Source organism: uncultured Marixanthomonas sp., from assembly GCF_963974425.1.
Classification (GTDB): Bacteria; Bacteroidota; Bacteroidia; order Flavobacteriales; family Flavobacteriaceae; genus Marixanthomonas.
This window is the reverse complement of record NZ_CAXBCK010000030.1, coordinates 18,219-32,836: the sequence shown is the minus strand read 5'-3', so window position 1 is coordinate 32,836 and position 14,618 is coordinate 18,219. Positions and strand designations below refer to the sequence as shown.

5 protein-coding genes are annotated in these 14,618 nt (G+C 35.1%); 3 read left to right on the top strand and 2 right to left on the bottom strand.

Annotated features, from left to right (window positions below; genetic code table 11):
* Nucleotides 1-4: 4 nt before the first annotated feature.
* On the bottom strand, nt 5-1,660 hold the full coding sequence (locus AACZ92_RS10045) for a tetratricopeptide repeat protein (protein ID WP_339700601.1): 1,656 nt from the start codon (nt 1,658-1,660) through the stop codon (nt 5-7).
* Between the two features lie 1,270 nt (nt 1,661-2,930).
* Here AACZ92_RS10045 and AACZ92_RS10040 point away from each other — a divergent pair.
* The 3 genes from AACZ92_RS10040 to AACZ92_RS10030 all read left to right on the top strand — a co-directional run bounded on the left by AACZ92_RS10040 (nt 2,931) and on the right by AACZ92_RS10030 (nt 9,033).
* Nucleotides 2,931-4,730 carry a cytochrome c peroxidase gene (locus AACZ92_RS10040; RefSeq protein ID WP_339700598.1) on the top strand — a complete coding sequence of 600 codons (1,800 nt, stop codon included), beginning with the start codon at nt 2,931-2,933 and terminating at the stop codon, nt 4,728-4,730.
* 339 nt (nt 4,731-5,069) lie between these two features.
* A complete protein-coding gene (locus tag AACZ92_RS10035; RefSeq protein ID WP_339700595.1) occupies nt 5,070-8,039 on the top strand; it encodes an alkaline phosphatase PhoX in 2,970 nt (989 codons plus the stop codon).
* A gap of 76 nt (nt 8,040-8,115) precedes the next feature.
* Nucleotides 8,116-9,033, top strand: a complete 918-nt coding sequence (locus AACZ92_RS10030) for a leucine-rich repeat domain-containing protein (RefSeq protein WP_339700592.1) — start codon at nt 8,116-8,118, stop codon at nt 9,031-9,033.
* 516 nt (nt 9,034-9,549) lie between these two features.
* On the opposite strand, the gene AACZ92_RS10025 is transcribed toward AACZ92_RS10030, so the two are convergent.
* On the bottom strand, nt 9,550-14,451 hold the full coding sequence (locus tag AACZ92_RS10025) for a DNA repair ATPase (RefSeq protein WP_339700642.1): 4,902 nt from the start codon (nt 14,449-14,451) through the stop codon (nt 9,550-9,552).
* Nucleotides 14,452-14,618: the final 167 nt, after the last annotated feature.

The following is a 14,618-nucleotide window of genomic DNA, read 5'->3' as shown; positions in this document are numbered from 1 at the left end:
CCTCTTAAATAATTGATAGATAAGCGTATAATTGAGAGCTTTCTTCTAAATCCATTTTTTTTGATATACGTTCTTTTCGCTTTCTACAAGCTTCGGAAGTGATATTCAATATGGATGCTATTTCCTTATTTGTCAAATTCATATAAACATAGGATATAAACCGAATATCATTTGCATTTAATTCAGGATGTTTTTCTTTTACATCACTTAAAAACCCCTGATTTACCTCTTCAAAATGTTTGATGAAATCTTCCCATTCATCATCAGAATTCACTAAGCCTTTTAATTTACGGATGTAGGCTTTTAAGTTGGTTTCTTGCTGCGAACCTTGAGATTCTTCTAAATCTTTAACAATGGAAGTAAGCAATTCATTTCGTTCTAATAAATGCAGTGCCTTGGCAGACAATTTTCTATTGCGGGACTCTAATTCGTTTTTAAGTCGTTCTTCCTCTAATAATGCCCTGGTTTCTTCTTCTTTAAGTTTTTTTTCAAGCAATAGGTTGTCGCTTTTTTCTTTTTCCAACTCTAATGTCATTACTTCTTCACTTCTGGTATGGATAATCTTTCGCTGCTTTCCTTTTATATAACTATTGCGTAACGACCACGTAATCAGTATAATTATAATGACTGCTGCTGCTAAGATAGTATAGAACATGTTTCTTTCAGACTGAAGATTTTGTTGGTTTTCTTGTAATTTGCTACGGTAGTTCTGTATTTCAAACTTTACGCGGTTCGTTTCAAAAAGACGTCCATTTTTTATGTCATTCCAATCGGCTGTTGCTTGCAAAGCTGAATCTTTTGCAATAAGTGCTTGTTGTAGTTGCCCATTTTCAGAATATATTTTTGATAATAATTGAAAAGCTTCCAGACGATCTTCTATACTTTTTGTTTGCGATATAACTGTACTGGCACGATCAATAGCTAAGTTACTATTCCCTTGTTTTAAAGCAATTTCAGATAACAACAATAAAACGTCTGTTCTCACTTCTTGGTTACTCTCTGCATTTAATTTTGGCAATAGTGGCTCTAGTATATCTTTGGCTTGAGTATAGTTTCCAAATAAAATTAAATTTTCCGCTCTACCTACATAGGCCTGATATTTAATTTCGGGTATATCTTTCAGCAATGGTATGGCTTCATCAAAATAAGCTTTGGCTTGTTTTAGTTCTCCTGTTTTATTAGCCACCAACCCCAAATTAACTGCATAAAACCCTTCTTTCATCTCATCCTTATTACGAACTGCTATAGAATATGCTTTTTTAAAATATGATTCCGCTTTTTCAAAATCATTTTCTTTTGAATATAAAATAGCAATATTGTTAAGCACAATCATCTCATACTTATCGTCAAGTTCTTTAATAGCAATAGTATAAGCCTTCAAATAATTATCCAGTGCTTCTCCATAGTCTAGCATGGAATAATAATTAGCACCTATATTGTTTACAGCCAAAAAACTTTGTTTATACCAATCATTATCACGAGCCATGGCTTGTGCTTTTACTAATAGTTCAAGTGATTGGGTATGCTCTTTCTCAAACATTAAGTTTACCCCTTCAGCAATTATACTATCACAATATTTGACACTAATTTCTTGGGCATATGCCAAAGGCATTGTAAAAAATATAGTGAATGAAAAAAAGAATAATCTTAGTTTACTCATAAATTTGAAAATAACTTTATAGCTGGTAAATAAAAGTAATGTTTTTATAAAAATACAAAGTTTTACATATCAAAATGCTTGTGATTGAATAACAATCGACATTAACATAGTAACAACCATATTAATTAAAGCTAAATATTACAAATAATAACGCTGTAATCAAGCTGTTTATCGGCAACCAAAAAAAAGGCTTAAATTATTATAACAATTTAAAACCAATTAGTTTCGCTTGAAGCTTTAGGAAAGATAATATCTTCTCGTATTAAAGATAAAAGCAGGAAACGGAGGTAAACATCAATATCTCAATGAGAATTTGTTATTCTATCCGAGAAATTAAGATTTATATGCGAAACTCGAACTCTTTGATAAGCAAGCATTTTTAGAAATTTATATATGTATATTAAATTCTATAGAATGTCACTCAAAAAAATTATAATGTAATGAAAAGACTTGAAAAAAATTTATAGAGTTGGCTCTCGAACCCTAATATAAACATTCGAACCCTCGGAGATTTTTATTTTAAAAAATATTGCATCCTTTCTCCACTTAAACAAATCATTCACTTATTATATCCTGAGCGTTTTCCTTCCCAATTAATTTAAATTAAACGATTAAAATTAGCTTTAAAACAAGATCTTCTAGAAAAATTGTCTTTTATTAATTATCTCCATTTACTTCCTATAGAGCCTTCGCCGTTACCTTTCCGAAATACATTTTTAAAAATTTAAAATTAGGAAAGGGCTTATAAAAGGGAGTGAGCGACCGGTTATGCAGTCCGCTAGTTTGAAATTTTATTTATTTGTGGAGGGAAGGTGATGGTGATTCGGGGTGTTGGATTTTAATGAGTAAACTATTCCCTATGTAAATTGATTCACAAATTATAAAAACAAGTAAAGCTCAGCGGACTCTATTTCAAAATTTTAATCACAATCTTTTAATTTTTCCAAATATTGTTGAAATAAAATTTTGGAATTGTGTCCAAGACAATATAGTGAAGCGCATTTCTTGTAATGCAATGGAGTGGAAATGGGCTCGAACGGGGTTTCTAATTTTAACAAAGGTCGTATTTAACAAGGGATAGTTACACTTTAAAGACTACTAAAAAAGTTGAATGTTACAAAAATTTTGTGCAACTGAAAGCACAACACTCAAATAAACATTTCATAATATACCAGTAACAATCTTGAATTGTAGAAGTTCTAAGTTTGGACAAACGTATCTCGCTGTGCAAAAAAAATACATGTATTCTACTTTTTTTCTCGGGTTTATTATGATTATAGTACTCAGCAGTTGTACTTCGGGGGATAAATACACCGTAAATACTGAAAAATTTAATAGCTATCTAAATAATACCAGTATTGCATTAGAAAAGTTGGATGAAATGGCAACAGCCTTTAAACGCAATCAAATTATTATAGATTCATTACAGACTGTTTTGACCGATGCTCGAATAGCATATAAAAAAGTAGAATTTTACGTAGCCTACTACAATCCAGAATTTACAGGAAAGCATTTAAACGGTGCACCATTATTGAAAATTTCAAAATCTGGAAATCAACCAACTGTTGTGCCACCAGAAGGGTTACAAACCCTAGACGAATTGATATTTGCTGAAAACCCTTCTAAAGAAAAAGTACAAATAGCCGCTCTTTCTAAAAAAGTAAAAACTGAATTTAATATATTGGCTAACGCTCTTCAGCATACCAAACCCACCCCCGAAGACTTAATGCTGGCAGCTAGATTACAACTAGTGCGTATTTTCACCTTAGGGATTACAGGTTTTGACACACCTGGCTCTGTAAATGGGTTAGAAGAAGCTTCGGTTTCTTTAGCAGCAATGAAAGAACTTATTGAATCAGAACCACTCGCCCAGAAATATCCAAAAAGTAAATACATACTTACTTTATTTGATGGTGCCATCGCACAACTGAAAGCCGATACGTCTTTTGAAGATTTTGACAGACTATCGTTTCTTACCAAATATATAGATCCGCTATATGCCGCATTGGGAGAGTTGCCTATTAAAATCAATACTGAAAATTTAAAAAACCACACTGCTTGGAACCCTAAAAGCACTAGTATTTTTGCCCCAGATTTTTTAGACCCTTATTTCTATACACAACTGCAAGCGAATGAAGATTCTCACGAACTGAAAAAATTAGGAGAAACGCTTTTTCACGACACTTTAATTAGTGGAGATAACAAAATGAGCTGTGCCAGTTGTCATAACCCAAACCTTGCCTTTACCGATGCTCAACCTAAATCATTAAGTAATATTGAGGGAATTACCGTTCTTCGCAATTCACCAACCTTGTTGAATGCGGTCTATGCAAAGAGGTTTTTCTATGATTCCCGCGCCTTTACCCTAGAACAGCAAGTAGAACACGTGATTTTTAACCCAAAAGAATTTAATACTGCATATTCCGAAATTTTACAAAAGTTGAGTGCCTCAAAAGACTATCGCAATCGATTTACTAAAGTTTTTGGAAAAGAAAGCATCAACCGTGAAAACCTAGCAAAGGCCTTGGGCTCGTTTGTGCTTTCATTACAATCTTTCAATAGCGAATTTGATCGTTTTGCTCGTAGAGAAACCAACACCATCAATCCAGAAGTTAAAGAAGGCTTCAATATTTTTATGGGGAAAGGCGCATGTGCAACCTGTCACTTTGCACCTACATTTTCGGGCTTAGTTCCCCCCTTATATATGGAAACCGAAACTGAAATCTTGGGTGTATTAAAAAATCCTAGTTCCACAGTTCCCGAATTGGATTCTGACGAAGGACGCTGGAAAAACGGGATTGCTAGTGAAGCTGCCTGGATTTATGAGAAATCCTTTAAAACACCTACAGTTCGAAACATTGAAAAAACAGCACCTTATTTTCATAACGGCGCATACAAAACATTATCTCAAGTGATGGATTTTTACAACCAAGGCGGTGGCCGCGGTATGGGTTTACAAGTAACCAACCAAACGCTGCCAGAAACTCCTCTTGATTTATCTACAAAAGAAATCGATGTTTTGATTGCCTTTATGAATTCCCTTACCGATACGTCAACTTCGTTGCAATAATGCAAATTTTTATGGTCCTTAAAATTGAGGCTTTGTAAAAAAGCAATAAACCTTAGTAGCCTTTCAAAATGAGTCTTTCAATCAGGTTACAACGGTAAAACCTATTCTACTAAAATTTTGAGGTTCGAAATCTTCAAATTTTAGCTAACGTTAAGGTAAAAGTATCTTCATATTAGACGGATTTTTTATTGGATCACGTAATATTCAGTTGAAATAAATTCAACATTCATAACAGTTCAATGACCTAAGCATAAAACTCAACGCGCTACAAACAAAATCTTCCTCAGTAGCTTTGAGTAATTCTTATAAAGGAAATTAATCATCTAAAAATTATTGAAAATGAAAACAAATTTACCCTTAGTGGTAGTGCTTATGTTACTAAGCGTTTTAGGCTTAGCAAATACAGGAGACGAAATAAACACTCGCCAAAGTAATATGGTACTATCAGGAGGTTTCCCTTTTGATGCCGGAAGCACATGGAGTTACCACGATACCGGGATGGATCTCGGTACTGCTTGGAGAGAAGTGGCGTATGATGATAGTGCTTGGGCCACAGGAGCTGCTCAATTAGGATACGGAGATTCAGACGAGATAACTACCTTGTCTTTTGGTCCAGATGCTAATAATAAATATCCTACCTATTATTTTAGATACGAGTTTAATATTGTAGACGCTTCTATCTACGGTGATCTTATCTTTAAACTATTAAGAGATGACGGAGCCGTAGTATATCTTAATGGTACCGAAATTATCCGCGACAATATGCCATCTGGCACAATTACTTACAACACTTTTGCAGATAGTACCGTAGGAGGTAACGATGAAGATACTTTTTTCAACTTTACAGTTGAAAATTTATTGCAAAATGGCGATAACGTCATCGCCGTAGAATTGCATCAACGCTCTGGTAGTAGCTCAGATTTAGGATTTGATATGGCTACAGACTTTATTCCGGCAGAGCCAAGCCCAGCAACATATCCAATGGAAGCGGGTCTTGTTTGGTCTTACCTAGACACAGGTGTAAGTTTAGATAATGAAATTTGGACGGAAGCAGGATACGACATTAGCACATGGTCTGCTGGTTTTGCCCCATTAGGGTATGGAGATCCGGTTGCCACTGATATCTCTTTTGGCCCAGACCCTAACAATAAATACATTACTACATATTTTGTAAAAGAAGTAACTATAACGCTAGCAGATTTAACTGAAAATGTAATTCTTGGGCTAAACCGTGATGACGGGGCTATTGTATATATAAATGGTGTAGAAGTTATTAGAGATAATATGCCCGGACCTCCAACCGATTACTTAACAAATGCTGAAGCAACAGTAAGTGGTGAAGACGAGAACGCTTTTTTTACACATTCCATAGCAAAGTCTTTTTTTATTGAAGGTATCAATAAAATTGCGGTAGAGTTGCACAATCGTGATGGACAGAGTTCAGATTTAAAGTTTGATATGTTCATAAACAACGAGGCCACTACAGTCCCTTGTGAAACAGGAACCATTGGTTGTTTTACTTCTATAGAACCAACGGGACAAACTCCAAAAATGATTATTGCAGACGATCATCGTTTTCAACTAATCGTAAAGCAAGGTGATCCTTATACCACTGGAGTAGGTACTGTAGGTGGAAATAATGATTTTACAGGATATATTCCTATAGAAGACTCTAGCACAGGGGGCTATGTTGCTATTAATCATGAAACTACACCTGGAGGGGTAACAATTGCAGATGTAAACCTTAATGACAACACCCTGTTGTGGGAAGTAACCCAAACACAACCAGTAGATTTTTTTAACAATGCTTTGGTAACTACCACTCGTAATTGCTCTGGTGGAATAACCCCATGGGGTACTATAATTACTGCCGAAGAATCTACAAATGGAGGAGATATTAATGCAGATGGTTACCAAGATGTAGGTTGGCTAGTAGAAATTGATCCTGCAACCGCAGAAGTGGTAGATTATGGAAACGGCCAAGAAAAGTTATGGGCTATGGGAAGAATGAAACACGAAAATGTAGTAGTTTCCCACGATTTAAAAACAGCTTACTTTGGGGAAGATGGAGGTACAGACTGTGTCTATAAATTTGTTGCAAATAACCCAGGGGATCTTTCCAGTGGCTCTTTATATGTTTTGAAATTGGATTCACCATTAGTAGGAAACGATCCATCTTCTCCAACAGCAACTTGGGTGCAAGTACCTAATAATACTACTGCAGAGCGTAACAACGTTACTGCCGCTGCAGCAGCATTGGGTGGAACCGATTTTAATGGAGTAGAAGACTGTGAGATTAATCCATTAACAGGTGAAATTTATTTTACTTCTAAAGGAAAAAGTCGCGTGTACAGTTTTACAGATAATGGTTCAACCATCACAAATTTCCAGACATTTGTTGGTGGTACCTCTTATGACATTACAACAGGTTCGGGTGTGTTTAACGAAGCTTGGGGTGGCGGCAATGACAATTTAACGTTTGATGATAAAGGAAACCTTTGGGTTCTGCAAGATGGTGGAAATAATTATATATGGGTAGTACGCCCAGACCATACACAAGCCGTACCTAATGTTGAATTATTTGCCTCTATGCCGAATGGTTCTGAACCAACAGGGCTGACCTTTACACCAGATTTTAAATACGGTTTCTTCTCTGTACAGCATCCAAGTGGATCAAACGAACCACAACAGGATGCTACTTTTAACAATATAACGTTTGATGCCTCCTCAACCATAGTTTTTGCATTGAAAGAAAACTTAGGGGCGCAGATTCCTGTGGCAGACTTTGTTGCTTCGGAAGTGACGACTACTCCAGGAAATGCCATTACGTTTACCGATTTAAGTGCAAACAACCCAAACTCATGGACTTGGACTTTTGAAGGTGGCATCCCAGCAACTTCGTCAGAGGCCAGTCCAACGGTGGCTTACTTGGAAGAAGGAAACTTTAATGTAAGCCTCATAGTAGCAAATGCTGCTGGAACAGGAACCGAAGTAACCAAAGAAAACTACATTTTAGTACAAGAAGTCTTAGAGGTTGATGATGTCTTGAAAGATGTTATATCGGTTTACCCAAATCCAACTAGCGGTATTTTAAATGTAGACATAGCGAATCAAGAAGGAGAAATTACTGTTGAGGTATTTAATATGTTAGGTCAAAATATAGTAACCCAAAAGGACGCAGCAATACTTGGTAACAAAAGAACGGTAACTCTAAATTTAGCTCCATTTATAAATGCAAACCAAATGTTATTGGTAAAAGTAACCGTTGGTGAAAATTCTGGTAGCTATAAAATCATCAAACAAAATTAATTTTTTTTATAAATAAGAAAAAGACTGATGTAATTCTTATTACGTCAGTCTTTTTTTTAATTAAAGTATGTAGATAATGAATAGGTATAATTTTATTTTATTTCTCTCTTTATTAGGAATTACTATTTTTCAAGGGCTGGCTCAAAATGCCAATCCTATCACTGAAAAAATATTCTATAATGTGGATACTGCCTTAGCTAAAAATAAAAAAGCTACGCAACTCAATATTCGTGACCAACAGTGGTTTCAGCTTCCCGAGAACATCAAGCATTTAAGAGCGTTGGTTTTTTTAAATGCCATGGGTAATCATTTTGAGTATTGGGATGAAGCACTTTTTAGTCTAAAAAAATTAGAAGTTTTAAATTTGAAAGCAAACGAATTTAGCCATATACCAAAAGAAATTAAACAACTAAAACAATTAGTCAAATTGGATCTAGCAGATAATAAAATAGTCAAAATTTCAGATGAAATAAGAATGCTCAAAAAACTTCAGTATTTATATCTTTCGGGAAATAGCTTGACCTATTTACCTACTACTATCGATCAATGTAAAAGTCTGAAAGTATTGCAACTTGACAATAACCAATTAAGCTATTTACCATCTTCGGTGGCTACTTTACCATCCCTAAGAACATTGCACGTGGGGTATAATCAATTTTATGAACTAGATACTCAATGGGCCAACTTACAAACGCTCCAAGAATTGAATATGGAGCACAATCGTTTACAGAAAATTCCTAACAGCATTGGATTGCTAAAACAGTTAAAAACTTTGATTCTAAATGATAATAATCTGAAAGAAATGCCACCGAGCTTCTCGGCTTTAGAAAATCTAGAATTGGCCATCCTGTCTGGTAATAAACTAGAAGATTTACCAGAAGAAATTTCAGCACTAAAAAAACTAAGAACACTTATTTTAACTAACAACAAATTCGGTAAAGTAGAACAAGAACGCATTAAAGCGGCATTACCAAGATGTAGGATCTATTTTTAAAAAAATCCGATTAAAATTTTAAGAGAAACTAAGTTAATATGCAGGTTTCTTTATTTTAAATCTACAAAAATGTTAATGTAAGTGGGAAGAATTAAAATATATATTTTTCTTACAAAAAGGAACAGAACACCGTAAACCATATTAAATATCCCTCCCAAATGTTAAAAAGTCACCTATTCGGTGCGCACAATAAATAGCCCCTGCTGAACCCCCTATTCACAGTATAAACAGCAGCCCGGTTCTGGTCCCTTCGGCTCCACAATACATAGAAAGCCATGCTTATTGAGCGTGGTTTTTTTATGTAATCACCGAGCTTGCTTAAAGTGATGATATAAAACAATAAAAACTGGAAGTAGTCCGTGGCTTTCCATTTGTAGGATGGAAGCCACTGGAGATCACTTTTTCTGTAAGCTCCCCGGCTCCACAATCACTCACAACTCTATTGTGAATTGAAACACAAAATGCCCAACAAGAATACTTGATTGAGCATTGTTTTTTAAACACAGTTAGATAATGTCAATCTTTTTTTAACCCTTTTTCAAGTACTTCTCGAATTCCTTCCAAATTATCAGTAAACTCCATCATCTGTGACAAGACTTGCGCCATTTCGTTTTTGTTACTAAACCCGTTAAGCTTATTATTCTTTACAAAGGTCTCCTTTATACTCGACCAACGTTGTTGTTGACTTTCGTCCAAACTGTTTATAAGCTCTCTGTATTTTAGTAAATTTGCTTCGGCAGCCGATGTTAGCGTTTGTGACTCACTCTCATAATGTGAAAGCAAAAGCGTATCTAGTTCTGCATCGTTCATAATAGGCACTACCTTAGCAACTAGCTTGTTCATGTCCCGATACGAACCCTGTAACTTAAAAGCAGGTTCAGTTCGGTATTCATCTTCCATCGCAGCGCTTTTTATATAAGTAGCATTCACTTTCAACACGGTATTGCGTATGGCAATAACCTTTTCAAGTACATTTATATAATCCTGAACTTCTTGCGTACTATGATTTCCCTTTAACTGAATATCTTGAGTGTTATTTTCTACCCGATCGATTAAGGTATAGACATCTTCAAAATGAGTGCTACTCAATTGATGAAGCATAGGATTGGCAGTCAATGAGTTTTCAATTAAACTCAGTTTAAATAAATGCTCAGTATCCCCAATGATATCTCCTAAGTTGTATATATCTGCACGATTAGCCAGCATATCAGGAATCCTAAATTTCTCCCCACTCTCCGTATATGGGTTTCCAGCCATAATCACACAGAATTTCTTTCCACGCAAATCATATGTTTTAGATTTACCATTGTATACTCCTTCTATCTTTCGAGTACCATCAGATAATGAAATGAATTTTTGCAAAAACTCTGGGCTACAATGCTGAATATCATCTAGATACAGCATAACATTACTCCCCATTTCAAAAGCAATATTTAACTTTTTCAGTTCTTCACGCGCTGCAGAGTTAGTGGCAGAGGTTGGATCAATCGAGGTTACATCGTGGCCAATTGCAGGTCCGTTTATCTTCACAAAAACTAACCCCAACCGATTAGCAATGTATTCCATTAAGGTAGTCTTCCCATACCCCGGTGGCGAAATAAGTAACAACAAACCCATTCGGTCTGTTCTTTTTGTATCGCCCACTGTGCCCAATTGCTTAGCAAGATTGTCTCCAAATAATGGAAAATATACTTGGTCTATCAATTTATTTCGTACAAACGAAGTAAGGACTCGGGGCTTAAACTCTTCAAGTCTCAAATCCTCTTTTAATTGCTCGGTCACATCTTGTTTAGCTTTTCGAAAGGTATTGTAGGCTGGTACATCTTCAGAAGCAAATACGTTTAACTTTGAGGTAAAATCATGATAATTAAAGTGAAACACTCCTTTATTAATCGATGGATGATCTCCATTTAATCCCGTAATAGTTTCAGAAGGTGAAATGGCATTTACTTTGGAAACTGATTCGTCCTCAAATAATATACAACACACTACCTCATCAATATAACGTCTTTTTGATGGTGTCTGTATCTCTTTATCTGAAGAAACCCTACTATTAACAAAAGCAGAAACCCATTGTTTAATCAACCGCACTTTTCCTTCAAAACTAGAAATTGCTTCAAAACTACTCTTAAATTTTATGTCGGCATTTTGTTTTTTAAGCGCTTTCAAAAACGCTTCTTTAAGATCTACAGCCACGTTGCTGCGAACAAATTCTGAATCACTCTGCAATTCATCAAAAATATAAGCTGCAATATCTTCACTCAATATAGCATCGAATAATTCTGTTTCCGAAGAAAATGCTGAAATATGAGTACTCAATTTCTCGATTATAAACTCGTACTCTTGAGTATCGGGGAAAATTTGTAAGACCTCACCTGAAGCTTTGATTGTTTGATCTAAATCTTCGCGGGTTTCGTTTGGAAGGCTATTCCAAAAATATTGAGCATAAGCACGTGTTTCTGGACGACAGCCCAACAATCCTAATTCATGATGTTTTACAACTAATACATGCAATATTTTAGTAGCATCTACATCATGAACCCCTTTAATATATCCTTCGGAATAATCACTGCGGCTTTCTTCCTGTACCATTTTAAGCAAGGCTTCGGCTGAAGCTTGTTTCATCTGGTCTTTGGGTAATTTTTTAAACAATTTGTATGCAAGGTAAGCAGAACGATAAATTTCACTTGTTTCGGAAACAAACTCCTGATCCCATAAATGACGGGATTGTAATAAAGTTTTATCGGTGAGTTCTTGATAAAAATCGGTACCCGTTAAATGATAATTTAAAGAACCATTTTTAAAAACAATCGTCAAATCTAACGGTTGCTTATTAACTCCAAATTTATGATTTCCTAAACGGATAATAGTATCACCGTCTTCGTAAAGGTCTTGCTTATCCTTTAGTTTTCTTAAAGCATCTTCTCTAGCGGTCTTTAAGCTGGTTTCAATTTCTTCAGCTTTACCACTATCGTCTAATTCCTTTAATTGCTTAACAATATCTCGAACCTTGTTGATCATAAGATCTGAAGCAAAATAACCGTTGATTTCGGCAGATGTGTTAAAACTTTCAGCTTTCTTCTGGACTCCTTTCAAAATTCGTTCGGAAGCATTTTGAAATGCCAAGGCTTTTTTATTTCGTTTCTCAATCAAAGAGTTTTTACGAGATTCAAAAGCAGCATAAACTTCTTCCCGTTTTTCGATAATCGAGGAAATAAATTCTTCAAAGTCTGAGAATTTACCTTCTAGTTCTTCTAATTGAATGGATATTTTGGTCTGAAATTCGTCACACTTTTCAGGTGTTACTGCAATATCAAGATAATTGATAATACTTTGATCAATCAATTTTAACTGTGCAGCAAAGTCAGCGTGTGCTTCTTCACTACCAAGAGATTTCTTCTTGTTTTTGAGTGCCGCTTTTAATTGATTAATGGTTGCGAAAATAAGTGAAATAGCATCAATAATCTCTGTAGAATGTGCCGTGTCCTCTATATCTAGATTGGAAACAATATCAATTAACAACTCAAGGTCTGCCGCAATTTGGTTGATTTCATCTTCCAGTTTTCGGGCTTCAATAACCTTGCTTACTTTACCTAAAGTGTTCTGTTTTTCTGCAATAGCATCATGATATGGCTGTAGTGCTTTTTCATGTAATAGAAATTGGACACAGCGCTCGGATATTTTCTGAGTTTGTAAAGCTATTTCCTCTTCTAACTTATTGGTGAATTCAATATTCACATACCGAACATCTTTAAGTGAAATAACTTCGCCTCGTAAGGTACGTAACTGTGTCAATAAATAGACAAAATCGTTAATAGACTTAAACGAAGTGCTTTTTATCTTACTAAACAGTGCCTCTGCTTTTTCTCGAACTTCCTCGGTCTGTTTGGCAGCATTTCTTTTAAGTTGTATTACTTTCTGAAACTCATCAATCGCTGCATTGGCCGTTTTGTTAATTTGCTGTAGCGGCTGGTTTAATTCTTGTGTTTCTTTTTCAGGGAGCCAATAATATGCATCGAGGATATCTTTGGAAAATTTGGAAATATCGTTGTAAAGTCCATCGTAATTATCCTCTTTGTTCAATAGGTTAATTAGTCCATTGACCTCGGCCATGGCTTTTACAACATCCTTATTCCCAATTTTATATAATAGCGTATCTTCATGCTGTGAAGGCATAAAGTCTCCTTTTAAAAATGGAGTTTGCCAAATCTGGATAATATGATGCTTTGTCTGCTCTGCTTCTGTCTTAAAATAACACAACTCCCCGTTTTCTAAGACTGTAAAACCATTACAGATAATTGGGGTATTTATTTTTTGGGTTATTACATTATAAGACATTAAGTTATATAAGCCTTCATGTGCCGAATAAAATATATACAGATAATCTTCCCCATTGGGCGATGCGATCTTTTGCTCAAACTTGACATTGGAAATCGCATTATCAAAAATGTTATACTCTCCTGTTTGCAAATAATATCCTGTTGGAAATATGATTCCCTGATCATCTGGCAACAAAACACAAGCATCCTTAATGCTTTCAATTTTTTGAACTTCTTGAAGTTTGTGGTTGTACACAAAATACCTTGATGACTCCTGAAAAGGTTTAATTTCTAAGACTATTAAATTGCCTAAATCTGCATAACGGTATTGACCATCGTCCAAGGTTTGGTCTACATGTTCAACTGGTTCTGAAAGGATTCCTTTTCCATCTTCGGTATTGTCTTCAATTTTAATTGTTAAGTCACCACTAATGGTTTCTACAAAAATACGATCAAGAATAGAAACATGTGAATGAACGCCATACCGGTGCATATCTCTAGTTACATCTAACCACTTAAATTCATGTTGTGCTGGAAATTTATATTCGTGGTCACTCCGATTATCTATGTACTCTAAATTGTTTTCTTTAATGAGCCACTTAAAAGTCTTAATATCAGTAACACTTTCACTGAGTTGAAAAACCATATGTAAATAGTTACCAATAATGGCGAACTTGGAGAAAATGGTGTTCCGGTAGTATTTATATAGATTGGTGAAATCAGTTTTAAAGGTTTCATTATCCAGCAAGTCTAACGGCTTTGGTTCAAATCGATTGTCTTTAAACTCATAGACACTAAACACATCAGACAAAGTTATCTCTGTTCGTAAACCAAAATGCACATTATATCCAAACAAACAGATGTTGTCTAAAGAAACGATGTCTTGTGCAATACAATTGTTTTCAGTATTGATGCGGTCGTTCGCAATTAATTTGGTTTCTAGTGAACCAAAAATATCCTTTCTATCTGCATTAAGTTTTTGTAAGCGGTCCTGCAGCTCGGTTTTTTGTTTTTGTAAACGGTTCTGGATGATCTCATAAGTACCACCATCCAAGGATTGGTTTTTATTTTTTTTATCTTCTGAAAGTTGTTCTGCCATGGCAAGTCGTTTTTCCAAACGATGAAAATTTTAGTTGCTTAATGTTCGCTATAGTGCCAATTTATTAAAAAAGAGTAACAATTTTTTTATACGAGAATTTATACCCGTACGATAGATAGTTTTGAAAGTCACCTTTCCTGTTTTTTAGGAGGGTGACTTCCGCAACA